Genomic DNA, 23707 nt, shown 5'->3' with positions numbered 1-23707 from the left:
TGCTTGTTACTTTCCTACCACTACTTTGGCAAAACGGATGATCTTTTCATTCAGCAGATAACCTTTTTCCACTTCGTCCAGAACTTTTCCCTTAAGATCTTGCTGGGGAGCAGGTATCTCGGTTATGGCTTCATGCTTATCGGCATCAAAATCGGTCCCGATACTTTCCATTTGTTTCAACCCCCGGGATTGAAGGATATTTCTTAACTTATTGAATATTAATATACTGCCGTCTTTGAATGAGGCAATATCATCATTCAATTCCAATTGTTTCTGTGCACGGTCAGCATCATCCAGCACTTCCAATAACTGGCCGATCACTTCCTTGCCGGCAGTCTGGATAAGCTCCAGCCTTTCTTTGGCGGTGCGCTTCCTGAAATTATCAAATTCAGCCACCTGCCTGAGATATTTGTCTTTCATTTCAGACAATTCCATCTCCAGCTTTTCCAGATCACCTGATTCTTTAACCGGTTCATTCAAATGGCTGGTTCCGGGTACATCACTGTCCGCGTTGATATCAAAGTCGGTTGTTTCTTTTAAATCTTTCTCTTCCATAATTGAACAAATTGGCAGCAAACCTAGTACATTTTGCCATTTTTGACGGAAAGTCGGCTTTTTTAGTACTGGTTCAGCTTCATTTAAGATGATTGTATAAGGGGCAATTTTTTTGCCAGAGCTTTAATTAGGGACATTTTGTCTTCTCTCCCAGCCGGTCAACACCTTACCTTTGCCGGCATGACAAAAGTTTTTCTTAAAAAGAAGGTTAGCAGGCGTGTGGAGAATGGTCACCCCTGGGTATTCGGCAATGAAGTAGGTAAGGTAGAGGGACCATTGGATGGGGGTGATATCGTGGAGCTGCTCACACATGATGGGAGATTCATCGGCAGGGGTTATGCAAACCCAAAATCCCAGATTATTGTAAGACTGCTAACACGAAATAAAAATGAACAAATTGACGAAAACTTCTTCCTGGAGAGGATTCGATCAGCATGGAACTATCGTCAGCAAATCGGGTATATAGAAAACTGTCGTCTCATTTTTGGGGAAGCTGATTTCCTCCCAGCACTTATCATAGATAAATTCAATGATTATTTTGTTTTACAGACGCTGGCATTGGGAATGGATATCTGGAAGCCAGCCATAGTGAAGGCGCTGAATACCATCTTTTCTCCCAAGGGAATCTATGAGAGGAATGATGTGCCGGTTCGGGAGTTAGAAGGGCTTCCACAGCTTAAAGGATTTTTATCGGAGCCTTTTGATACCACTATTATCATAAACGAAAACGGCCTTCAGTTCAGGGTAGATATTGAAAATGGTCAGAAAACAGGCTACTTCCTTGACCAGCAGGATAACCGTCGTGCCATCCGCCATATTGTTAAGGACGCAGATGTATTGGGAGCCTTTACCTATACTGGCACCTTTGAGATTCACGCTGCCCATTATGGGGCAAAATCAGTGGTGGGACTGGATATTTCGCCTTCAGCAGTAGAGCAGGCCAATGCCAATGCCTCTCTTAATGGCTATTCTGACAGGTGTAGCTTTCAGGCGGTCAATGCCTTTGATGTATTGAAACAATGGAGCAAGGATGGGCGTCAATATGATGTGGTGATGCTTGATCCCCCCGCATTCACTAAGAGCAGGGAAAATATTCAAAAGGCTATTACCGGGTATAAAGAGATCAATCTCAGGGGAATGAAACTGGTTAAACCAGGGGGATTTTTGGTGACCACCTCTTGTACCAACCTGATTCAGCCCGAAATGTTTCTGGAAATCATTCAGATGGCAGCTAATGATGCTAAAAGAACATTAAGACAGGTCGTATACCAGACCCAGGCCAGTGATCATCCTATTGTTTGGGGATTGGAAAACACGCATTACCTGAAGTTCCTGATCGTGCAGGTGCTTTAATTTATCGGGCAACCTGGAATCGACCGGATTCTACAACTTTACCGGTTTTATCGCGTAGCTGGAATATATAAACACCACGATAGTACTGTGTTAATTCGACAGTTGTTTTCGGGGTTATATTCTTTTGTTCAAATACTTTCTTGCCAAGGAAATTATATATCTGGAAAGTGTAATTGCGTTCGAATTGGCGGGGGAAATCAAATGTTATCTGGCTGATGGCCGGGTTAGGGTAAAAGCGTATAGCCGGTGTATTATTAACCGGCAGGCGGGATTGTGCAACCCCTCCTGTGTACAAAAACAATAAAATGGATAGTGTAAAAATTATCCTCATTGGCGTATTTCTAAGGTTATAACGCTTAAACAAGATATTCTATTTTCTTCAAAGTTACAATCCACACCTGAAATTAAAGAAAGGCCGGTAAATAACCCGACCCTTTTGAAAATTCTAACAAAATATTAGTTTAAATTATCAAGTGTCTGGTGGATTGCCTTAAAATCAGGCAGTTCACCTACATTATCAAGGATCTCCGCATATTGTATGACGCCCTCCTTGTCAATTACAAAAGCAGATCTTTTTGAAACCCCTTTCATTTCAAAAGCAAAAGTTTCCATCAGGGAGCCATATGCTGCAGATACTTCCTTGTTGAAATCACTCAGTAATGGGAAATTCAGGTTTTGTTCTTCTTTATATTTCGCCAATGAATAAACGGAATCAACACTTATGCCATACACCTGGGCGTTGGTATTATTGTAGTAGGCAATATTATCACGAACATTACAAAGTTCCTTGGTGCACACACTTGTAAAAGCGAGCGGGAAAAATAACAATACAATATTCTTCCCCTTCTGATCAGCCAGGCTTACCTTATTTTTTCCGGAATCAAACAAACTGAACTCCGGCGCTTTTTGTCCTTTACTTATTTTCATGGGAAACTATTTCTTTGCATAATAACAAGACGGGCAAAAAATAGTTAAGAAAATTTACCTGATCAGAATCGGGGACAGAAGATCTTAAATTTTGAAGAATTATAGCGGTTCACAAATCCGATATAGGTTACCGATAGTTCAAAGCCACCCCGTCCCTGGCTTGCGGTTTTTAGTTGTGATACGTTCACATCATAACTTACTCCAATGGAGAAGGGATCATAGTCAATTTTTACTGCTGGAATCAGGGCATCCTTGAGACGAAGAAATCCGCCGAAATAAATAGTATAATCAGGATTTGCAGGATCACCAATTCTATACCCATACATTGCCCCACCAATTGTTTCACTTGCGGGGCCCTGCTTTGAATAATCTGCCTGCAGGTTAAAGAATGCCTGCTCATTTACATCGAATCTTACACCGCCAGATGCCACCCATTTTGGATATAATGCTTCGGTTGTGTTCCTGTAGAAAGAATTACGAGGTTTGTTCAGATGGTGATATGCAAGACCCACGAACAGGTTGTTCTTCATTTCCGGTCCAAAGCTGGTATTGAAACTGGCTCCAACACTTCCGTCGATATAGCTGAAGTTTGCATTGGCAAAAGACTCTCCATCTGCCACTGCAGGGTTATAGGCGCCTCCCACAAACTGGTTGTCAGTAGTAATCTTCGAACGGTCTATCCGTCGTTGTACTAATCCCCCCATGAAACCAACAGACAGGTACATATTTTTTTCTGTACTCAGGCTTTTGTGATAATTGACAGCCGGTAAAAAATGGCTGGAAGTTAATGCCGCTGTTCCGGCCCTGTCAAATAATAATTGAACTCCTGCAGTAATGAAATCATCACCAATACCCACTGGCATTTTATACTCAGCATTGAATGAGCCACTTCTGTATGCATTGGTAAAGCTGTTCCATTGATCGCGATATACCAGTTGAGCCCTTATATCGCCAGTGAATATTCCTGCCAGGGAAGGATTTCTAAGGAGGGGGGCTTCATAAAACTGTGAAAAATGAATATCCTGCGCATATGCACTTCCGCCTGCAAGTATTATGCATGCTATCAGCAGGAATTGAACAATATGGATTACAAGATTTTTCATGGTTTTATCGGATCAATGTTACATTTCCTTTAATTGGTATAATCTCTCCATTATCGCAAATGACTTCGATGATATAAACATAGGCATCCATGGCCGCCACATTGCCCCTGATTCTTCCATCCCAGCCATCTGACTGCGAATTGGCGGGAAAGTTTCTTCTTTCAAAAACAAGTTCTCCCCAGCGATTGAAGATGCGCATTGATTGAATCTTATCTATGGCAGTACCACGGGGATAAAATCTGTCATTCACTCCATCATTATTCGGACTGAAAGTATTGGGAATAAAATAATTCTTGTCCACGCAAATCACCTTTACAACTATGCCTGCTGTTGCTTTACAATTATTTGAATCAATAACTGCAACATTATAAGTGGTTGTGAATTGTGGATTTGCAAAAGGCACTGGACAATTGGTGCAACTTAAATTATAATCAGGGGTCCAGTTCCAGGTGTTTACATCAGGACTATAACTGACCGGCATATTAAGACCTGTTCCCACCACTATTGTTGCTTCGGGGTCAAGGGTGATTACCGGTAATGGCCACACGATAACATCCATTGCTGTGTCGTTTGTACAACCTATTGCATTTGTAGCCTTCAGTTGAAAATTCACCGTACCCGGAGTACTGAATTTCCCCAGGACTGTTTGCTGTTGAGAGGACCGTCCATTACCATAATTCCATTGCCAGAATGTTAGGGAGTCAGGAACTACCGTTGTTGCATTAAATGGAACTGCATCATTCACACATACTTCTGCCGGACCAACAATCAATGGTACCGGTGTTGTATAAACTCGCACAGTATCCATATAGGTAGCGGAACAACCTGTTATGGTAGTTACTGTTTGTGTAACATAATAGGTTCCTGCTGTTGTGAAATAGTGCGTTGGATCAGTTGCAGTACTGGTGTTGCCATCATCGAAGTTCCAGTTTCTGCTGGTGATGGAATCATTTCCGATGCTGAAGTCTGTAAATCTAACCGTCCCTGTATCACAGAAACGATCCTGATCCATTCCAAATACGGGTAACACGCCTTTTACCAAAATGCGCTGTCTTCCTCCCACATTGGCTATACAATCGAGACTGTCATATAATGTAATGGTTGGTGTATATGTATTTGGGCGATTATAAGTATGCGTCAGCGTAGTGGCACCCGAAGTGTCTTTTGTACCATCTCCAAAGTTTATCTGGAACCTAGTTCCCGGAGGAGGGTTAATATTAAAAGTTACTTCAAGTTGGTTACATGCTTCCAGCGGGCCATAGGTAAATCCAAGGGTGGAAGATGGATTATAAACATTCACGATTGCAGTTGCAGAGTCTACACATCCTCCCACTCCTCTTGCATAATGAGTGACCGAGTAGCGACCAAAGGTCTCATAGAAATTACTGGTTGAAGGCAGTGTTGAAGTATTTCCGTCACCGAAATTCCAGTATAGCGAGTCATAATTTATTGACTCGCTTATAAACTTGGCTTCAAGCAGCGGGCAAATGGATGCGGTGTCAAACGCACTGAATGCAGCTTTGGGAGAAACGATCCGGATATAATTTGCTTTAGTAACAGAGTCACGGCATCCAAAACGATCAACCGTCAAAAGTTTTACAGTATAAACTGTATCCTTTTTTGCATAACTGTGCAGCGGGTCTTTTTGTGTGGAGCTGCCACCATCCCCAAAATCCCAAAGGTAGGTCAGGTTTGATCCCAGGGTGGAGTCACTGAACTGAAGCGGTGTCTCCGGACAATAAACAGTATCGGCAGCGCTAAAGTTTGTGCGGGGCTGGCTTACTGTAGCAGCTGCTATTTTTGTAAGGGTATCAATACAACCAAAATTATCGCGGGTGGTAAGCTTTATATTATAGACGCCTGGGTTCGCATATACATGTGTGATAGGTGAGCTGGTAAAGGTTTCCGCTGTTCCATCTCCAAATATATATGTCCACTGTGTGATGCTTGCCGGTGGCGTTGAAGCATCCGTAATTGTGATCTGGCTATTGGCGCATCCACCTTCATTTACTACAGTAAAGTTTGCATCTGCACCTACAATATTTATTAGTCCGGTCTTCGTTCTCGTAAGGGTACATCCATATATATCAACAATTGTGAGGGTAACATCATAACTGCCATTTACATTAATGCTGGTGTCATAATTGTTGGAACCTACCGCTGCTGCGCCTGACCCTATTCTCCAGCTATATGATTCAACCAGGGAAGGGTCGAATCCGGTAAAGCTCAGACGGAACCTTTCTCCCCTGCAAATGGATGAATTGCTGACTGTAAAATCATTTAACAGTTCAAAAAGATTTAGTTCAACTTCACGTTCATAGCTACATATGGGATCTGTTGCAATAAGTTTTACGGTATATTTTCCATACCCGGAATAGGTCATAACCGGATCTTCAGCAGTTGAAGTTTGTCCATTTCCGAAATCCCAGAAATAGGTAGTTACACCATGTGATGCGTCTGTAATAGATGTATTGTCAAATTGTACCCGAAGCCTGTTGTTACAATCAATGATTGGTTCAAAAAGTGCCACAGGAGCCTCTATGGTTACAAAATCTGCTTTTGTAAGTGTATCACTGCAGCCATTGTTGAAAGCGATCAGCTGAACATTTAATAATCCTGTATCCAAATATTTATGTGAAGGATTTTCATCTGAGGAGGATGCACCGTCGCCGAAATTCCAGATCCATTGGTCGGCCGGCGTTGCAAGAGAGGTGAAATTATATTCATCACCGGCACATCCGGTTGTTTTATCAATACTGAAATCGACTGTTGGTTTGGTTCCTGCCTTAACGGCGGCAGTAATAGTTGTGTCTTTGGTACAGCCATTTGCCGTGGTTACACGAAGCGTGAGATTATATGTTCCTGGTGTGGAGAAGGTGAAGGAAGGAGTGGCACTGGTACTTGTTCCTCCTGAACCAAGATTCCATTGATAACTTGTAATTGGATCATTCCCCCCAGCAAATGCCACAGTTGGATTAATGGTAAAGGGCACACAACCACCTGCTGGTATCCCGCTTATAACAAGTGGACCAGGTTCGGCAATGCGAATGAAATTGGTTTTAACAACAGTTGCCGGGCATCCGGCTGCTGTTGTTAATGATAAGGTTACAGTGTAATTACCAGCAGTATTATAAGTATGGGTTGGATTTTTTTCATTCGATATTCCCCCGTCTCCAAAATCCCATAACCAACCGGTTGAATTTGTTTCAGGATCAGTGAACCTGATGGTTACAGGTACCTGGCAACCACCCGTTTTATCAGCTGTGAAATCAATTGTTGGAGAAGATGTTACCGTAATATTATTCGTTACGGTTCCTGTACATTCAGCATAATTATTTGTAAGCGTCACTGTATAGACCCCCGGACTGCTAAATGTTTTCAAAGGATGGATATCTCTCGAGCTGGTACCATCACCAAAATCCCAAAGGGAGGACACGGGAGTGGGGGTACTGGCATTGGTAAAGCTGATATCCCTTCCCGCACAAACAGAACCTATTGTATTGAAGTCTGTTGTTGTTGTATTGAAGACTATGGGTTTGGTAATGCTATCCCTGCAACCATAACTACTGCTGGTAACCAATTTTACGTTATAGGTTCCAGGAGCATTATAACTCGTAACAGGATTTTTATCTGTTGAACTGGTATTATTGCCAAGACTCCATTGATGCTGCAAAACTCCCGGCGCAACAGTCTGGTTAATGAAATTCACACTAACAGGAGAACTACAGTCTTCAGAGCGGCTGAAATCAAAGTTTGGTTTCACCCCGCCAATCACCCGGATGAACCGGTCTGCCGATGCAGTCACTGTACAACCGCTTGAGGTGGTAACAGTAAGGGTAACATTATAATATCCAAGATTTGTATAGGTATGTAATGGGTGCCTATCGGTGCTGGTGCCACCATCTCCAAAATTCCATAGCCAGCTGGTAATGGTTGCTCCATTGGGTATTGTACTACCGTCCGTAAATCGTATAGTAGCTGGAGTACAGGCAATTCTCCTGTCGGCATTGAAGCCAATGCGCGCAGAGGGGAATACATCGATAAGGCCAGCCTTAATTATCCTTTCAGGACCGGATGCATTTTCTGCGACCAGTGTAACGGTATATTTTCCGGGAGTACCAAAACTGATGGTTGGATTCTGTGCCTGTGAAATCTGATCGGCCACTAATCCCTGGTCGTGACTGAACTGCCAATACCACTTTGTTGGATTATTGGTGGACTGATCTCTGAAACTAACAGTAAGCGTTGCACAGCCACTTGTGGTTGAGGCCGTGAAATTGGGCACAGGCTTCTGGCTGTATGCCACATTGAACCCCGCCATGAGCAGGATCACAAATAAGGTAGTATGGATCTTTCTCAACAAGCTGTTTTGTGTTAAATCAGTAAGCAACTTGTTTTCAAAAGGTAGTCGGATTAAATTGGGTTTCATCTGCCTTCCGGGATCATTTCTTTTTTAAATGTAATAGTCTGGTAACGCCGGCGGCGGAATTTTCTGCTATTACATAATCCCAGGAGTTATTAGTGATCTTCCAAACTGCATTCAGCATCTTGACCGGATCGGCGGCAGTGGGGAAATTGGAAGTGATCGTCATTGCATTCGGATCACCAGCCCATGTTCCCTTTTCTTCCGTTGAGCTTGTAAAGCCACTGACTTTGCCATCGCGGTAAAACTGGAATGTGTAGGGTGCAAAATCATTTGTTATATCTGTATCGCCATTTTTGAAAGAGAATACATACCATTGGCCATTTGTCATGGCGTCAAGCACAATGTCTTCCTTCTTCTCTTCAATTGCCTTTTTGCAGGAAATTACCAGCACACAGGCCAGGATCATCCAGTATAGTTTTCTCATAATATACCCTCCTCAGTTTGAAAACCGTATATAAAACGGTATTTATCAGTTGAATATTGCATGAAATAGTTGATGTTTATTCCCTCTCCACAGAGTTGTTTGCAAAGTTCTTCACTTGTGAATCTACGGCCATGGCGATGAATGCTTTGGTTTAACCAGGTTAACAAATCCCTGAAATTGCCCGATCTGATCTGCTTTTCAAGGTCAGAGATAGCCCCCTTAGCAGCATGAAAGAATTGTGCCGCATAAAGGCTGCCAAGGCTATATGTGGGAAAATAACCAAAACTTCCATGGCTCCAGTGAACATCCTGGAGACAACCCTGGCGGTTATCGGGTACCCTAATACCCAGGTAGTCCAAATATTTCTGGTTCCAGAAAGCAGGGATATCCTTTGTATTAAGCTGACCTCCAATAAGTTCTTTCTCCAGTTCATATCGGATGATCACATGAAAATGATAGGTTAGTTCATCGGCTTCTGTACGAATCAGGGAAGGTTCCACCTTATTTATGGCCCGGTAAAATTTCGAAGCGCTTATCTCTCCCAGCTGTGAAGGGAAATGATGCTTGAAAAGGGGCATGAAGTGTTCGCACCATGACATACTTCTGCCAACATTATTTTCCCATAACCTTGATTGCGACTCATGAATGCCCAGTGATGCATACTCACCCAGCGGCAACCCATATTGCCCGGCAGGCAAGCCCTGTTCATAATGGGCATGCCCTAATTCATGGATCGTACTCCAGGTCATATTGGAGATATCCTGCTCATCTATACGGGTGGTTATCCGCACATCTTTACTGCTGAAATTTATGGTGAAGGGATGGGCCGCCTTGTCCTGTCTGCCCGACTGCAAATCGAATTCCATTCTTTCAAGAAGAGCAAGGCTGAACTGCCATTGGTCAGATTCAGCATAGTATTGCTTGAGGAACCGGTCATCCACCTGTTCGCAATGCCTGATCTTTTCAAGCAGTTCTTTTAAAGGTATCTGGAGTTCAGCAAAAACGGAATCCAATAAGGTAGTGGTTGCGCCCCTTTCATATTCATTTAGGAGTGCGTTGTAAGGGTGGTTTTCGTAACCAAGCAGATCTGCCTCCACTTTTTTTAGCGCTACCAGGGTTTCGAGTGATCCTTCAAACAGGGAAAAATCATTTGCCCGGCGCGCATCCATCCAACTGTGAAAAGCCTTTGAGGAGGCTTCACTCAAATCGCGTATATGTGAAGCAGGAAGCCTGACCTGTTGCTCATAATCATAAAGACTAAGGCTGATATTTTTTTGCAGCTCTTCATTCAGGTCATCCCTATCAGAGAGAGATTTTAATAGAGAACCCATTGAATCGGTAATGAACCGGCTATGAGCTATTTCACTCAAAGTGGCAATCTGCCTGGAGCGCGCATCAGCACCACCAGCAGGCATATAAGTCTCCTGGTCCCACTGTAAAACTGCCGCTGAATAACGGATATCCGCAATCTGCTGCATTTCACTTACATACTGCTCATATAAAGATGCGGTAGCCGCCGAAACATTCATAGGTTAGTGATTCTGGTCGCAATCTAAGGAATCTGGCCAATATCGGTTGGTTAGCTATTTGGGATATGGGCAGGGTATTAAAGTTAACAAATATTGAGCCAGCTCCAATTATCTTTGGACTATGCAGATACATAAGATCATCCAGGCATTGGAACAATTTGCGCCTCCTACTTTAAGGGAGTCTTATGACAACGTAGGCTTGCTTACAGGAGATGCGGCCTGGCATTGCACGGGTATCCTGATTTCGCTGGATGCTACTGAAGAGGTGGTGTTAGAAGCAAAAGCAAGGGGTTGTAACCTGGTGATTTCACACCATCCAATTATTTTCGGTGGATTAAAAAAGATAACAGGAAGTAATTATGTTGAAAAGGCAGTAATAGCTTCCATAAAAAATGATATAGCCCTGTATGCCATTCATACCAATCTCGATAATGTGAAAGAAGGGGTAAATGGCCGCATCTCCGATCTGCTTGAACTCAGAAACAGGCAGATCATTCTTCCTAAAACGGGTTTCCTCAGGAAGCTGATCAGTTTTGTACCGATCGATAAAATTGATATTGTCAGGAATGCTCTTTTTTCTGCAGGTGCAGGCCAGATCGGGAATTATAGTGAATGCAGTTTCCAGGCTGAAGGAACAGGTAGTTTCCTGGCAGGAGAAGGTACCAATCCATATGCAGGTCAGCAGGGCAGCAGGCATTATGAAAAGGAGAGTAGGCTGGAGGTGATCTTCCCATCCTACCTCGAGCGGGGGGTAATTTCGGCGTTGAAAGCTTCACATCCCTATGAAGAAGTTGCTTTTGATGTGGTAGAACTTCAGAATCAATGGGATAGGGTAGGTTCAGGTATAATTGGCGAGCTTGTAGAAGAAATGGAAGAGCTGCAATTCCTAGGGAGGCTGAAGGAGTTATTCCGCGTACCGGTAGTGCGGCATACAGAATTGCGGAACAAAACCATCAGACGGATCGCCGTTTGCGGAGGTGCAGGTAGTTTCCTGGTTAATAGGGCATTACAATTGAAAGCGGATATATATGTCACCGGTGATATGAAGTATCATGAATTTTTTGATGCTAATGGGCAGATGGTGATCGCAGATGTAGGCCATTTTGAAACGGAGCAATTCACGGTAGACCTTCTATATGATATTTTGGCGGAAAAATTTCCTACCTTTGCCGTCTTCAAAACGGGGGTGTTGACGAACCCGGTGAATTATTATATATAATCTCAAAAACAAATATGGCAACTGTTAAAGACTTTTCGGTTGAAGAAAAACTGGTTTCACTTGTAGCGTTACAGAAGATCGAATCTAAGATCGACGAATTCCAGATCCTGAAAGGAGAATTGCCGATGGAAGTGAGTGACCTGGAAGATGAGATCCAGGGACTGAATGCCCGTCAGACACGTATCGAGGAAGAGATCAATGGCATCAATGAATTTATCAATCAGAAGAAAGAAATTATCCAGGAAGCAGAAGCTTTGATCAAGAAGTACGAGAAACAGAGCACGAACGTGAAGAACAGCCGTGAGTTTGAGGCCATCAATAAGGAAATCGAAATGCAGCAGCTTGAAGTTAAGCTGGCAGAGAAACATATTAAGGATGCTAATGAAGAGATCTCTGAGAAAGTAGTTGGTCTGGATAAGGCCAAGAAAGCACTTTCATCAAAAGAAGGTGTTCTTAAGCATAAGAAAGATGAACTCGAGAAGATCATCGCTACTACTGAAGCAGAGGAAAAGCATTTCAACAAGCTAGCTGCAGAAGCAAGGGAGAAAGTTGATGCCAGGCTTCTTCATTCATATGATCGTATCAGGGATAATTACCGGAATGGTCTGTCTGTTGTTCCGGTACTTCGCGATGCCTGTGGTGGTTGCTTCAATGCAATTCCTCCCCAGCGCCAGAGCGAGATCAAGCAACGTAAGAAGATCATTGTTTGTGAAAACTGCGGACGTATCCTGGTTGACAATGAGCTTAATGATGGTGTTGAAGTGAAGTAATACGTTAGTATTCAAATATTATAAAAGCTACCTTTTGGGTAGCTTTTTTTATGCAGTTGTATTCTCCGTGAATACACCATAAAAGATTGCCTGATTTATTCCCTAAATTGCCGGTCATTATAACAGATGTTACAGGAGTTGCACATACAGAATTACGCCATAATAGATGAGCTGGTGATTTCTTTTCATGGGGGGTTGAATATAATCACTGGTGAAACCGGTGCTGGTAAATCTATCCTGATGGGAGCCCTGTCTCTTATTCTTGGTGAAAGAGCGGATAGTAATGTTGTATTAAATAAAGAAAAAAAATGTTTCGTGGAGGGTGTTTTCCATGCTTCTGGAAAGCACGCAGTAACAAAGTTTCTGCAGGAAAATGATCTGGATGTAAATGATGAATTGGTCATTCGCCGGGAGATAGCCGTGAGTGGAAAATCAAGGGCGTTTGTAAATGATACACCCGTTACGCTAAACCAGTTGCAGGAGTTGAGTGGTAAGCTTGTTGACCTGCATCGGCAATTCGATACGGTTTCACTGGGTGAATCTGGTTTCCAGATGGCTGTTATTGATGCAATGGCAGGTAATGAAGCAGTTCTGCAGAAATATCGTAAGGCTTACAAGGGATGGCTGGAAATAAATAATAAGCTTGCAATACTTACAGAACGCCGCTCCAGGGAAACAAGGGAGATGGATTATCATCAGTTCCTTTTCAATGAGCTGGAAGAGGCTGCCCTGAAAGAGAATGAGTTAGAAAATCTGGAATCAGAGTTAGAGTTATTGAATAATGCGGAAGGTATCAAAGCAGCACTTTCTAACATATATGAGCAACTGCTTGGGCAGGACAAGCCCACAGTCCAGTTAATGAAGCAATTGCTCCAGCAGCTCCAACCATATACTTCCCAGCATCCCCAAATGGGTGAACTGGCAACAAGGTTACAGGCAGTATATGTTGAACTTGATGATGTTGCCTCCGAGGCTGGTCGCCTGCAGGATAAAATTGGTTTTGAGGCTGCCCGAATTGAACAGATCAACGATCGACTGAATACAGGTTATCGGCTCCTGAAAAAACATAGTGTAAAGTCCACCGCATCCCTGCTGGAAATAATGGATGAGCTTTCAGCAAAACTATCCGATGTTGAACAACTTGGCGATTCAATCAACCAGCTTGAAAAGGAGAGGCAACAAGTTGCTGATGAAATGTTTCAGCATGCACAGGTATTAAGCATAGCCCGGAAAAAACTTATACAGTCTTTTGAAAAACAGGTTAATGATCTGCTTACCAGGGTTGGCATGCCGAATGCACGGATAAAGGTGCAACTGGAAACTGCCGATGCTGGAATGAATGGAACGGATACAATAGATTTCCTATTCGATGCCAATAAAAGCAACCAATTTTCGCCCATACGAAAAGTGGCCAGTGGTGGTGAATTAAGCCGGCTTATGCTTTGTATAAAATCATTAGTTGCCGGCAAAATGGATCTTCCCACGCTGATCTTTGATGAGATTGATTCCGGCATTTCGGGTGAGGCAAGCCGGCAGGTTGCGCTCATTATGAAAGAACTATCCGCTGCCCGTCAGATTCTATGTATCACCCACCAGCCGCAGATTGCAGGCAAGGCCGACCAGCATTTACTAGTGTATAAAGATAATGCTGCAAAGGCAGTCAGAACAAGGATCAGGGTTCTGGCAGAGGAAGAGAGGATCAGGGCCATTGCCATAATGCTGGGAGGTGATAAGCCTTCTACGGCTGCCATGGACAATGCCCGCGAGATGATGGTGAACTGAAATTTTACTTTGGCGCGATCGCTATGGATAACCCAGAAATAGTAGCTTTGGCCCTCAATCTTAAATAACTGCATATGGCCTATAACTTACTGAAAGGAAAGCGTGGTATCATTACCGGAGCATTGGATGATAATTCTATCGCATGGAAAGTGGCTGAAAAAGCACACGAAGAAGGCGCAACGTTTGTTCTCACCAATGCACCTATTGCCATGAGGATGGGTGAGATAAATAAGCTTGCTGAAAAAACAGGCTCCCAGATCATCCCGGCTGATGCAACTAATGTGGAAGAACTGACCAATCTTTTTACCCAATCACAGGAAGTTTTGGGTGGTAAGATCGATTTTGTGTTGCACTCAATTGGGATGAGTGTCAATATCCGGAAAAATATCCCCTACACCGAATCCAATTATGATTATTTCATGAAAGGGATTGATGTGTCGGCAATGTCGTTTCATAAGATGTTAAATGTTGCACGTAAGCTGGATGCAATAAATGAATGGGGAAGTGTTGTAGCCCTCACTTATATGGCGGCGCAACGCGTTTATCCTTTTTATACCGATATGGCTGATATTAAGGCCATGCTGGAATCTATAGCCCGGAGCTTTGGTTACCATTATGGGGTTGAAAAGAAGGTTCGGATCAATACCGTTTCACAATCACCCACCAAAACTACTGCTGGCACGGGTATTAAAGGCTTCGGCGATTTCTATGATTATGCCAATGCCATTGCTCCTTTGGGAAATGCTACTGCTGAGGATTGTGCCAACTATTGTATCACCCTGTTCTCCGATCTTACCAGAATGGTTACCATGCAGAATCTTTTCCATGATGGTGGATATTCAACTACGGGTGTAAGTATGGAGGTTATGCAGAAATTGGGGGTTGAAGGATAATAATTAATCTCACAATTCATCATATAAAAGGCCGCTTCAAATTCCTGAAGCGGCCTTTTAATTTCTTACAGTTAGTATAAGCTGAGTTATAAAGTTCACTTATTCTAAGGTCATCTTAGGGTATTCCTGGGGTTATTTTAAGGTATTGCCAGGCTTTAAACCCTAGGATAACCCTAGGATAACCCTAGGAATACCCTAAGATAACCCTAGGATAAGCCTAGGATAGATCTTGGTTATTACAGTGAGAAAACAGGGTAAAAGCAAAAGGCTGCCTCATATTTGAGACAGCCTCATCTTATGTTTTAATGAAATTTGCTATAAAATCCGCCCGATCCTGATCACCATTTACTGCTGCAACTAGTACTCATCTTCATTGAAGAAGAAATCTTCCTGCGAGGGGTAATCCGGCCAGATATCGTCGATCCCTTCGTAGATCTCGCCTTCATCTTCAAGTTCCTGCAGGTTTTCCACTACTTCAATAGGGGCACCGCTGCGGATGGCGTAATCGATCAGCTCGTCTTTGGTAGCGGGCCATGGAGCGTCTTCCAGATAGGATGCTAATTCGAGGGTCCAGAACATCTGTACTTATTTTAATTTTCCGGCAAATGTAGGGGTTAATATGAAATTTCCAAATCCTTTCGGTCAACAACGCTTAATATTGCGGCTTCCTTTTCATTTTAGACAAAAAAAGAATATTATCGCACATGCTTCAGGCCAGAAATATTCATAAACGGTACGGCGACGTAGAAGTACTGAAAGGGGTGGATATCGATATCAGTACCGGCGAGATCGTTAGTATAGTGGGTTCTTCCGGAGCAGGGAAGAGCACCTTGCTGCATATCCTGGGTACACTGGATAAGCCCGATCAGGGTTCAATCAATATGAACAATACGGCTGTCACCTCCTTAAACGGCCGGCAATTGGCTGCATTCCGGAATCAGTATATAGGTTTTGTTTTTCAGTTTCATCATCTCCTGCCTGAATTTACGGCCCTGGAAAATGTATGCGTTCCGGGTTGGATCGCTAAGCGACCCAAGGACCAGGTGGAGGAAAGAGCGGTGCGGTTGCTTAATACCCTCGGACTTTCTCACCGGATCGATAATAAACCTCAGGCTATGTCGGGCGGTGAACAGCAAAGAGTAGCGGTTGCCCGTGCACTGATTAATGAACCCCGAATAGTATTTGCCGATGAGCCCACCGGCAACCTCGATTCAATAAATGCCCGCGATCTTCATGAATTATTCTTCCGGCTTCGGGCAGAATTCAACCAGACGTTTCTCATCGTTACCCATAATGAAGAACTTGCCAAAATGAGTGACCGCCTACTGCATATGAAAGATGGTAAAATGGTTAACGGAGATTAGCTAATTCTTGGCTTCCATGGAATCTCTTCTACAGAAAGCAGGTGGCCGGTATATCTCGATAATACAAAAAGATAATCGCTTAGCCGGTTGAGGTATTTGATGACCAATGGATCCACAAACAGTTTTTCCTGCTGCAGGTGAACACATAACCGTTCTGCCCTGCGGCAGATGCATCTTGCAATATGCAGAGATGACACGGCAATATGGCCTCCCGGCAGAATAAAAAATTTCATGGGCGTGAGGGTATCGTTCATCCGATCGATTTCTTTCTCCAAAAGAGTTACATCGGTCTCCAGCAGATCAGGCATCTTCATCGTGGGTTCCTTATCCGGATCACAGGCAAGGGAGGAGCCGATAGTGAATAGACGATCCTGTATTTCCCTCAACATTGCCCTAGATGCCTCATCCTGTAGCTGGTCGTTACAAAAGCCGATATAGGAATTCAGTTCATCAACTGTACCATAGGTTTCAATCCTGATATGACTCTTGGGTACTTTAGTTCCCCCGATCAATGAAGTGTTACCGGCATCGCCGGTTTTGGTATAAATCTTTAAAGCCATTAGTTAGGATTGGAATTTCAACAAAATAAAAGAAGGAAAGTTGAGGCAGGTTTAAATTATCAGAGAACAAGCGTGTGTTGATCAAGGTGTTTACGCTTATCAGATTCAATAATGCCATCGCGCAATCTCACTATCCGGTGTGCGTGATTAGCAATATCTTCTTCGTGCGTTACCAGCACCACCGTATTTCCACTGCTCTGTATCTTTCCAAAAATATCCATTATCTCCACGGATGTTTTCGTGTCCAGATTTCCGGTTGGTTCATCTGCCAGGATAATACTGGGGTTATTTACCAGTGCCCTGGCTATGGCAACACGCTGGCACTGTCCGCCGCTTAGCTCATTTGGGCGGTGATGGCTCCTGTCTGCCAGTCCAACCTTATTAAGTACTTCCAGAGCGATCTCATTTCTTTGCTTTTTGGCAATGCCCGCATATACAAGTGGAAGTGCTACATTTTCTGCAGCAGATAGTCGGGGTAGTAAATTGAATTGCTGGAAAACGAATCCGATCTCCTGGTTTCTCACGGCTGCAAGGTCGTCATCAGCCATGGTGCTAACATCCTTTCCGTTAAGGATATAAGTGCCATCCGTAGGGGAGTCGAGGCATCCAAGGATATTCATCAATGTGCTCTTACCCGAACCGGAGGGCCCCATCAGGGCTACATATTCGTTTTTGAAGATATCTAGTGACAGGCTTTTTAAAACAGTGATAGCCTGTTTTCCCATATAGTAATTCTTTACAATGGATTCAAGGTGGATTATCGGTTGGGTCATATTATTTTTTGATCACTTTAGGAACATAAAAATATTCCTGATCTGCATCAGGCGCAATTGCAAGGGCTGTTTGACGGTCCATAGAACCCTGGGGCAGGTCGTCGCGGAGATTGTTTCGGATATCTGTCATGTGAAGCAAAGGCTCTACACCAGTTGTATCAATTTCGCCGAGCTTTTCAACGAAAGATATCATCCGGGCCAGATCATCCTGGATCCTTAGTGTTTCCTCTTCATTAAACTCCAGCCTGGCCAAACTGGCTAGCTGCGCTATCATTTCTTTAGTAAGTTCCATAAGCTATCAACAAAAATAATGGAAATGAATGGGTTTTGAAGGAGCTTCTTATCTTCGCCGCTCTATGGAAAATGGAAAAAAAGCAGTTGTGATGAGCGGGATCCGAAGTACCGGTTTCCTGCACCTCGGAAATTATTTTGGCGCCATTCGCAATTATGTGCGGATGCAGGATGAATATGAATGCTATTTCATGGTGGCAGATCTCCATACCTTAACCACCCATCCGGATACAAAAGAACTTAAGACGAATGTTCACCGTGTGCTTGCTGAAAATATTGCCTGCGGACTGGATCCCGAAAAAGTAGCCCTCTATTGTCAGAGCCATGTTCATGAAACCGCGGAGCTTTATCTGTACCTAAACATGCTAGCCTATAAAGGCGAATTGGAAAAAACAACTACGTTTAAGGATAAGGTGCGTCAGCATCCGGAAAATGTAAATGCCGGGCTTCTGACATATCCCGTATTAATGGCTGCCGATATTCTTTTACACAGGGCTTCACTTGTACCCGTTGGAAAAGATCAGGAACAACATCTGGAAATGACCCGTAATTATGGAAACCGGTTTAATCATAGATATGGTGAAGTTTTTCCGGAAGCGTTTGCATTCAATTTCGGCGAAGAGCTGGTAAAGGTGCCCAGCCTCGATGGGCTTGGGAAAATGAGTAAGAGTGAGAATCAGTATGCAACGATTTTCTTATCTGATGATGATGATCTGATCCGGAAGAAGGTTATGAAAGCTAAGACGGATGCGGGTCCGGAGGCTCCCGGTACTCCCATGCCAGACTATATCGAGAATATTTTTCTTCTGATGAAACTGGTGAGCGATGCAGATGTAGTGGAAAAATTTAACACGGATTATAACCAGGCATCTATCAGGTATGGTGATATGAAAAAGCAGCTTGCAGAAGATATGGTTCAATTTATCAGCCCTATCCGTGAGAAAACAGAAAGCATTCGCAATGATGAAAAATATCTGCGCCAGATCATGGAACTAGGAGCGGAGAAGGCACGCAAAAGCGCAGGTGCCACCATGGAGAAGGTTCGCGAAGCAATTGGACTGAAATACTATTAATTTCCTATATTCAAAAACCTGTTAAGGCAGGCTTAATTATTATGGCCAAAGGAAAAAAACCTAAGCATATTGCCGTTGCCGGAAACATCGGTGCAGGTAAGACCACTCTTACCGAGTTATTGAGTAAACATTATAAATGGATTCCCCAGTTTGAAGATGTTGATCATAATCCCTATCTCAACGACTTCTATGAAGACATGCCTAGGTGGAGCTTCAACCTTCAGATTTATTTCCTTAACAGCAGGATCAATCAGATCCTTGATATTCATCGTGGAACCGAAACCGTTATACAAGACCGCACTATTTATGAGGATGCGCACATCTTCGCACCCAATCTTCACGAGATGCAGTTAATGAGCAAGCGTGATTTTGATAATTATTTCCTATTCTTCCAAACACTAAAAACTATGGTTCAGCCACCTGACCTGATGATTTACCTCCAGGCATCGGTACCCACGCTGGTTGGACAAATTCAGAAGAGAGGCCGTGAATATGAAGAAAATATCAGGCTTGATTACCTCAAACGTCTTAATGATTTCTATAACAAATGGATAGATACATATAAAGAAGGGCCCTTGCTGGTAATTGATGTTGACAAAAATAAATTTGCAGAGAACGAGGAAGACCTGGGAGACATCATCCGGAAAGTGGATGCGCAATTATATGGTCTGTTTTAACTTTTTTTAGAGTACAAATAATTGGTGAAGATCCGCTCATTGAGCGGATTTTTTTATACCTGAAATTTTACCGTTATAACACGCTTACCACAGGTTAGGGGATGTATTAGCTTAGTGATGTAATTAATTATAACACGTGTAAAGGGAAGATTTGTATTGTAATGCCCGTTGCCGGCCAGTGACAAAAGAAGAATACATCATTAAAAATTCAAGAAGTATGGAACAGGTAAGTTTATGTGAAGTGGAATTTGATGAGTTGCAATGCTCTGAAATGATGGAGATAAATGGCGGAGACCTTTTGCTGCCTTCAGCATCACTCAGTTTGATAAATGTGACTACAAATTTATTTGTGGCCGCAGAAGAGATGGTTCAGGGCTTTATAGCCGGATGGAATTTTGATAAAAAATAATAAAACAAATTAAAATGGAAAATACAATCTTAAATGAACTCACCGCCGATGAGCTGGTGACAATCAATGGTGGTGCTGAATCAGGTGAAGGCTTTTGGTATACCATAGGTCAGATTGGTGGAACAATTGTAAAATCTATAGTGACACTTGCAGAAACAGCTATGGACTACCAGGCATCTCTTTCAACTTCCGACAAAAAGTAACAATAAGGCCGGCGAATAATATCGTCCGGCCTTTTACACCAAACCATAGGCTAAAGTCATGGCAAATAAAGTATTTGAGCAGCAGAGAATATTGGCTGGACGACTACCCGGTTCTGTCAGGATACTTTATTTGGTATCCATTTTCCTGGTCTTAATTTTAATAGGGTCCGGAAGGTTCTTAAAAATGGATGTGGTAGTTAAATCACATGGACAAATTCGACCCGCTCTTGAAAGGACAATGGTAAGATCGGGTATCTCGGGTCTGATAGACAGCCTGTATGTAAAGGAGGGGCAACGCGTACAAAAGGGAGCAGTGCTTGCACTGTTAAACGGGGAGCATGAATCAATTATTGAATCTCAATTCAGCGAAGAGCTGAAAAGAAAGCGGAAACTACTGGAAGACCTGGAACAATTGACATTGATCCGCCAGCCGTATTTGTCCAATTCAGTAGTAATTAATAGTGACGCCTACAGGCAGCAGCTAAAAGGTTTTCAACAAGTTTACCAGGAAAAAAATCTATTGCTTCAATATGCAAAAAATGAAGAAGCCACGGCCTCTGCTTTATTGGAGGATAAGATTATTGCCAGATCAGAGTACGAGCTTAAATTAAAAGAATTAAGGCAAGCGGAATATAATGCAAGGAGTTACTGGCACCAACAGCTTTCAAGATGGAGTGAGGAAAAACAGAAGTTAAACCAGGATATGCACGAGCTTGATTCACGATCAAGGCAAATTAATGCTGAGAAGAAAAAACTGATGATAACTGCACCAGTAGGCGGAATAATAATGGGTGTTAATTCAAGGTATGAAGGCAATACAATTCAGGCGGGAGAAACCTTCTGTTCAGTTTCACCAGAAGATACACTTATTGCTGAGTGTTATGTTAATACTGAAGATGTGGGCTTTCTATATGATCTCCAACCTGTAAGCTTTCGTGTAGATGCTTATGATCACAAAACATTCGGAACGGTTTCCGGCAGAGTCCTGAAAATTGATGATGACCAGACGATCATGGATAACCGTTCGGTATTCAGGATTCGATGTTCCATTAGCCAGTTGGAACTTAGTTCTAATAATGGGTTTAAGGCAAGGCTGAAAAAGGGACTTGGTCTGGAGGCACGCTTTATTATCACACGCAGAACATTGTGGCAATTGCTTTTTGATAAACTGGAGAACTGGCTCGATCCTGTAACTGCTATATAGTTCTGAAATGAAAAAGGTCAAAGCTATCAGGCAACGTGATATCACCGATTGTGGTGCTGCATGTATTGCCTCAATACTGGATTATTACGACACCTTCGTTACTGTTAGTCAGATTCGGCAATATGCGGGAACCGATCAGCAAGGCACTAGTTTACTAGGATTGAAGGAGGCCGCCGAAGCATTTGGATTGAGTGCAAGGGCTGTTAGGGCAAATAAAGATAATCTCTCCCTGGTTCAATTACCCGCGATCGCACACCTGGTACTCAATTCAGGATTGCAGCACTATGTGGTTGTATACAGGATAAGAAAATTAGTAGTAGAGTATATGGATCCGGCTACGGGGAAAACTGAATCGGAGGGTCTGGATCTGTTTCTTTCAAAATGGTCGGGTGTGATAGTGATGTTTGCTCCACAGCCAGGTTTTACACCAAAGAACAGAAAACTCTCTGTTTCTTCAAGATTCATGGAACTGGTTAAGCCCCACTATCCTGATATGCTGCAGGCTTTGCTGGGAGCCATCGTTTATACGCTCCTGGGATTCGCCACATCCATCTACATACAGAAACTCATCGACGATGTTATTGGTAATTCCAGTTTGGAGTTATTGCATATGATGAGTTCCATAATGATTATTCTTATTATCATTCAGGTTGTGATCGGCTTATGCAGATCTCTTATTGGATTAAAGATAGGACAGGCTTTGGATGCAAGATTGGTAACAGGATATTATAAACACCTCTTTCGTCTTCCTGTACGATTTTTTGACACAATGCGGGTGGGCGAAATTTTAAGCCGGGTGGGAGACGCAATAAAGATCCGGATCTTCATAAATGAATTGGCTCTTAGCCTTATGGTAAGTGTCCTGATTGTATTGTTCACTGTAGTTTTGATGTTTCTATACTATTGGAAGCTTGCGTTAATTGTTATGGCAGTACTTCCTGTTTATCTTCTACTATATCAGATTGCCGCAAAAACGAATAGAAAATGGCAGCGTAGCATAATGGAAAGGTCTGCTGAACTTGAATCATGCTTCGTTGAAGGACTTCACAATGCTTCCACAGTAAAGCGACTTAACCTGGGTGAATATGTGGTAGAACGAACAGAGGATAGTTTTTTCAGTTTAATTAACACTGGATATAAGTCCGGACTTTATAATCTTTTCATAGGAACAAGTTCCGAATTTATCAATCGGCTATTGATCATCGTTGTACTATGGATTGGCGCCTGGTTTGTAATGAAACAGGAATTATCGGCCGGAGAACTGTTGAGTTTTTATTCACTGATTGGATATTTTACTGGTCCGGTTGCTTCACTGATTGGTTCGGGTAAAATGATCCAGGATGCGACAATTGCTGCAGAAAGATTATTTGAAGTGATAGATCTTGATGCAGAACAAATTTCAGGAGTACCATTATTAGAACTAAATAGCCCAATGGGTGGTGACATTGTATTCAGTAATGTTTGTTTTAGTTATGGCCCCCGGAGTATGATCTTTACTAATCTTGAATTCCGGATCAGGAAATCCAGCATTACTGCTGTGGTAGGGGAAAGCGGATGTGGAAAATCCACCATTATATCATTGCTGTTGAATCTCTATCCATTAAAAGAAGGAAAAATATTCATAGGCGATTTTGACATTACATATTTTAATAATAATAGCTTGCGGAATTATGTAGGAGTTGTTCCTCAGCAAATAGATCTGTTTAATGGAACGATCATAGAAAACATTGCCATTGGTGATCCGGCACCTGATCTGGAAAGAATTATTCAACTCTGCAGAAGCACAGGTGCAGACCAGTTTATTGAAAAAATGGCTGATGGTTATTATTCCAAAATAGGAGAGAAAGGTACTAACTTATCGGGCGGACAAAAGCAGAGGATCGGGATTACAAGAGCATTGTACAGAAATCCTGAGATATTGATTCTTGACGAGTCAACAGCTAATCTTGATGCAATAAGTGAAAACTGTATAAATCAATTGATTCTGGATTTAAAGAAAGCTGGTACAACGATAATTTTGATCACTCACCGCCTTAGAAATATAATTAATGCAGATACAATCCATCTTATAGAAAATGGTATGGTCAGGGAATCGGGCAGTCATCAGGAATTATTAGAAATGGGAAGCGCTTATTATAATTATTGGTCAAAAAATTCGGAATGAGTCTATTT

Annotated in this window: 23 protein-coding genes; 12 read left to right on the top strand and 11 right to left on the bottom strand. The window is 42.7% G+C overall.

What is annotated here, in order from left to right; genetic code table 11:
* Positions 1–6: 6 nt before the first annotated feature.
* Positions 7–555 (bottom strand): nucleotide exchange factor GrpE, encoded by a 549-nt coding sequence (locus tag HY58_RS10625; protein WP_039131581.1) that lies wholly within the window; start codon positions 553–555, stop codon positions 7–9.
* A 180-nt stretch (positions 556–735) separates the two neighbouring features.
* Between HY58_RS10625 and HY58_RS10620 the strand changes: the two genes are divergently transcribed.
* Complete coding sequence (locus HY58_RS10620; protein WP_039131579.1) at positions 736–1908, top strand: class I SAM-dependent rRNA methyltransferase; 1173 nt, start codon at positions 736–738, stop codon at positions 1906–1908.
* Position 1909: 1 nt separating this feature from the next.
* Here the strand turns inward: HY58_RS10620 and HY58_RS10615 are convergent, their stop codons facing one another.
* The 6 genes from HY58_RS10615 to HY58_RS10590 all read right to left on the bottom strand — a co-directional run bounded on the left by HY58_RS10615 (position 1910) and on the right by HY58_RS10590 (position 10317).
* Positions 1910–2239: a T9SS type A sorting domain-containing protein gene (locus HY58_RS10615; RefSeq protein ID WP_082022131.1), complete on the bottom strand. Its 330-nt coding sequence runs from the start codon at positions 2237–2239 to the stop codon at positions 1910–1912.
* Between the two features lie 125 nt (positions 2240–2364).
* Positions 2365–2835, bottom strand: a complete 471-nt coding sequence (locus tag HY58_RS10610) for a redoxin domain-containing protein (protein WP_039131574.1) — start codon at positions 2833–2835, stop codon at positions 2365–2367.
* A 62-nt stretch (positions 2836–2897) separates the two neighbouring features.
* Positions 2898–3938, bottom strand: a complete 1041-nt coding sequence (locus HY58_RS10605) for a PorP/SprF family type IX secretion system membrane protein (protein ID WP_039131571.1) — start codon at positions 3936–3938, stop codon at positions 2898–2900.
* Positions 3939–3942: 4 nt separating this feature from the next.
* Positions 3943–8298 (bottom strand): PKD domain-containing protein, encoded by a 4356-nt coding sequence (locus HY58_RS10600; protein ID WP_172644643.1) that lies wholly within the window; start codon positions 8296–8298, stop codon positions 3943–3945.
* 82 nt (positions 8299–8380) lie between these two features.
* Positions 8381–8788 (bottom strand): hypothetical protein, encoded by a 408-nt coding sequence (locus HY58_RS10595; RefSeq protein ID WP_039131567.1) that lies wholly within the window; start codon positions 8786–8788, stop codon positions 8381–8383.
* A complete protein-coding gene (locus HY58_RS10590) occupies positions 8785–10317 on the bottom strand; it encodes a carboxypeptidase M32 (protein ID WP_039131565.1) in 1533 nt (510 codons plus the stop codon). Before HY58_RS10590 ends, HY58_RS10595 begins: the two co-directional genes overlap by 4 nt.
* A gap of 121 nt (positions 10318–10438) precedes the next feature.
* Between HY58_RS10590 and HY58_RS10585 the strand changes: the two genes are divergently transcribed.
* The 4 genes from HY58_RS10585 (at position 10439) to HY58_RS10570 (ending at position 14981) form a co-directional block, all read left to right on the top strand.
* The gene (locus HY58_RS10585) at positions 10439–11536 is read left to right on the top strand and encodes a Nif3-like dinuclear metal center hexameric protein (protein ID WP_039131562.1); all 1098 of its coding nucleotides are present in this window, start codon (positions 10439–10441) and stop codon (positions 11534–11536) included.
* A 14-nt stretch (positions 11537–11550) separates the two neighbouring features.
* The gene (locus HY58_RS10580) at positions 11551–12306 is read left to right on the top strand and encodes a zinc ribbon domain-containing protein (RefSeq protein ID WP_039131560.1); all 756 of its coding nucleotides are present in this window, start codon (positions 11551–11553) and stop codon (positions 12304–12306) included.
* Between the two features lie 126 nt (positions 12307–12432).
* Positions 12433–14088 (top strand): DNA repair protein RecN, encoded by a 1656-nt coding sequence (gene recN / locus HY58_RS10575; RefSeq protein WP_039131557.1) that lies wholly within the window; start codon positions 12433–12435, stop codon positions 14086–14088.
* A gap of 74 nt (positions 14089–14162) precedes the next feature.
* On the top strand, positions 14163–14981 hold the full coding sequence (locus HY58_RS10570; protein ID WP_039131555.1) for an enoyl-ACP reductase: 819 nt from the start codon (positions 14163–14165) through the stop codon (positions 14979–14981).
* A 357-nt stretch (positions 14982–15338) separates the two neighbouring features.
* On the opposite strand, the gene HY58_RS10565 is transcribed toward HY58_RS10570, so the two are convergent.
* Positions 15339–15560, bottom strand: coding sequence for a DUF2795 domain-containing protein (locus tag HY58_RS10565; RefSeq protein ID WP_039131553.1), 222 nt, complete (start codon positions 15558–15560; stop codon positions 15339–15341).
* Between the two features lie 125 nt (positions 15561–15685).
* On the opposite strand from HY58_RS10565, the gene HY58_RS10560 reads away from it, so the two are divergent.
* A complete protein-coding gene (locus HY58_RS10560; RefSeq protein ID WP_039131551.1) occupies positions 15686–16345 on the top strand; it encodes an ABC transporter ATP-binding protein in 660 nt (219 codons plus the stop codon).
* Here HY58_RS10560 and HY58_RS10555 read toward each other — a convergent pair.
* From HY58_RS10555 to gatC, 3 genes are read right to left on the bottom strand one after another with little or no spacing between them, the layout of a single operon-like run.
* A complete protein-coding gene (locus HY58_RS10555; RefSeq protein ID WP_039131549.1) occupies positions 16342–16905 on the bottom strand; it encodes a cob(I)yrinic acid a,c-diamide adenosyltransferase in 564 nt (187 codons plus the stop codon). The two genes, HY58_RS10560 and HY58_RS10555, sit on opposite strands and share 4 nt — an antisense overlap.
* Before the next feature lie 59 nt (positions 16906–16964).
* Positions 16965–17678, bottom strand: a complete 714-nt coding sequence (locus HY58_RS10550) for an ABC transporter ATP-binding protein (RefSeq protein ID WP_039131547.1) — start codon at positions 17676–17678, stop codon at positions 16965–16967.
* Between the two features lies 1 nt (position 17679).
* Positions 17680–17970, bottom strand: a complete 291-nt coding sequence (gene gatC / locus HY58_RS10545; protein ID WP_039131546.1) for an Asp-tRNA(Asn)/Glu-tRNA(Gln) amidotransferase subunit GatC — start codon at positions 17968–17970, stop codon at positions 17680–17682.
* A 28-nt stretch (positions 17971–17998) separates the two neighbouring features.
* On the opposite strand from gatC, the gene trpS reads away from it, so the two are divergent.
* The 6 genes from trpS (at position 17999) to HY58_RS10515 (ending at position 23699) form a co-directional block, all read left to right on the top strand.
* Positions 17999–19042 (top strand): tryptophan--tRNA ligase, encoded by a 1044-nt coding sequence (trpS, locus tag HY58_RS10540; protein WP_253271546.1) that lies wholly within the window; start codon positions 17999–18001, stop codon positions 19040–19042.
* Between the two features lie 41 nt (positions 19043–19083).
* Positions 19084–19719: a deoxynucleoside kinase gene (locus tag HY58_RS10535; protein WP_039131541.1), complete on the top strand. Its 636-nt coding sequence runs from the start codon at positions 19084–19086 to the stop codon at positions 19717–19719.
* 217 nt (positions 19720–19936) lie between these two features.
* Positions 19937–20128 (top strand): hypothetical protein, encoded by a 192-nt coding sequence (locus HY58_RS10530; RefSeq protein WP_156123653.1) that lies wholly within the window; start codon positions 19937–19939, stop codon positions 20126–20128.
* Between the two features lie 14 nt (positions 20129–20142).
* On the top strand, positions 20143–20331 hold the full coding sequence (locus HY58_RS10525; protein ID WP_039131536.1) for a hypothetical protein: 189 nt from the start codon (positions 20143–20145) through the stop codon (positions 20329–20331).
* Between the two features lie 58 nt (positions 20332–20389).
* On the top strand, positions 20390–21535 hold the full coding sequence (locus tag HY58_RS10520; protein ID WP_039131534.1) for an HlyD family efflux transporter periplasmic adaptor subunit: 1146 nt from the start codon (positions 20390–20392) through the stop codon (positions 21533–21535).
* Positions 21536–21542: 7 nt separating this feature from the next.
* Positions 21543–23699: a peptidase domain-containing ABC transporter gene (locus HY58_RS10515; RefSeq protein ID WP_039131531.1), complete on the top strand. Its 2157-nt coding sequence runs from the start codon at positions 21543–21545 to the stop codon at positions 23697–23699.
* The last annotated feature ends 8 nt before the right edge of the window (positions 23700–23707 follow it).

The organism is Flavihumibacter sp. ZG627 (assembly GCF_000814325.1).
GTDB lineage: Bacteria > Bacteroidota > Bacteroidia > Chitinophagales > Chitinophagaceae > Flavihumibacter.
This window is presented reverse-complemented; position numbering and strand designations above follow the sequence as displayed.

Coding starts and splice junctions, on each gene's coding strand:
- HY58_RS10625 (WP_039131581.1), bottom strand. CDS start 555: ATGGAAGAGAAAGATTTAAAAGAAACAACCGACTTTGATATCAACGCG.
- HY58_RS10620 (WP_039131579.1), top strand. CDS start 736: ATGACAAAAGTTTTTCTTAAAAAGAAGGTTAGCAGGCGTGTGGAGAAT.
- HY58_RS10615 (WP_082022131.1), bottom strand. CDS start 2,239: ATGAGGATAATTTTTACACTATCCATTTTATTGTTTTTGTACACAGGA.
- HY58_RS10610 (WP_039131574.1), bottom strand. CDS start 2,835: ATGAAAATAAGTAAAGGACAAAAAGCGCCGGAGTTCAGTTTGTTTGAT.
- HY58_RS10605 (WP_039131571.1), bottom strand. CDS start 3,938: ATGAAAAATCTTGTAATCCATATTGTTCAATTCCTGCTGATAGCATGC.
- HY58_RS10595 (WP_039131567.1), bottom strand. CDS start 8,788: ATGAGAAAACTATACTGGATGATCCTGGCCTGTGTGCTGGTAATTTCC.
- HY58_RS10590 (WP_039131565.1), bottom strand. CDS start 10,317: ATGAATGTTTCGGCGGCTACCGCATCTTTATATGAGCAGTATGTAAGT.
- HY58_RS10585 (WP_039131562.1), top strand. CDS start 10,439: ATGCAGATACATAAGATCATCCAGGCATTGGAACAATTTGCGCCTCCT.
- HY58_RS10580 (WP_039131560.1), top strand. CDS start 11,551: ATGGCAACTGTTAAAGACTTTTCGGTTGAAGAAAAACTGGTTTCACTT.
- recN (WP_039131557.1), top strand. CDS start 12,433: ATGTTACAGGAGTTGCACATACAGAATTACGCCATAATAGATGAGCTG.
- HY58_RS10570 (WP_039131555.1), top strand. CDS start 14,163: ATGGCCTATAACTTACTGAAAGGAAAGCGTGGTATCATTACCGGAGCA.
- HY58_RS10565 (WP_039131553.1), bottom strand. CDS start 15,560: ATGTTCTGGACCCTCGAATTAGCATCCTATCTGGAAGACGCTCCATGG.
- HY58_RS10560 (WP_039131551.1), top strand. CDS start 15,686: ATGCTTCAGGCCAGAAATATTCATAAACGGTACGGCGACGTAGAAGTA.
- HY58_RS10555 (WP_039131549.1), bottom strand. CDS start 16,905: ATGGCTTTAAAGATTTATACCAAAACCGGCGATGCCGGTAACACTTCA.
- HY58_RS10550 (WP_039131547.1), bottom strand. CDS start 17,678: ATGACCCAACCGATAATCCACCTTGAATCCATTGTAAAGAATTACTAT.
- gatC (WP_039131546.1), bottom strand. CDS start 17,970: ATGGAACTTACTAAAGAAATGATAGCGCAGCTAGCCAGTTTGGCCAGG.
- trpS (WP_253271546.1), top strand. CDS start 17,999: ATGGGTTTTGAAGGAGCTTCTTATCTTCGCCGCTCTATGGAAAATGGA.
- HY58_RS10535 (WP_039131541.1), top strand. CDS start 19,084: ATGGCCAAAGGAAAAAAACCTAAGCATATTGCCGTTGCCGGAAACATC.
- HY58_RS10530 (WP_156123653.1), top strand. CDS start 19,937: ATGGAACAGGTAAGTTTATGTGAAGTGGAATTTGATGAGTTGCAATGC.
- HY58_RS10525 (WP_039131536.1), top strand. CDS start 20,143: ATGGAAAATACAATCTTAAATGAACTCACCGCCGATGAGCTGGTGACA.
- HY58_RS10520 (WP_039131534.1), top strand. CDS start 20,390: ATGGCAAATAAAGTATTTGAGCAGCAGAGAATATTGGCTGGACGACTA.
- HY58_RS10515 (WP_039131531.1), top strand. CDS start 21,543: ATGAAAAAGGTCAAAGCTATCAGGCAACGTGATATCACCGATTGTGGT.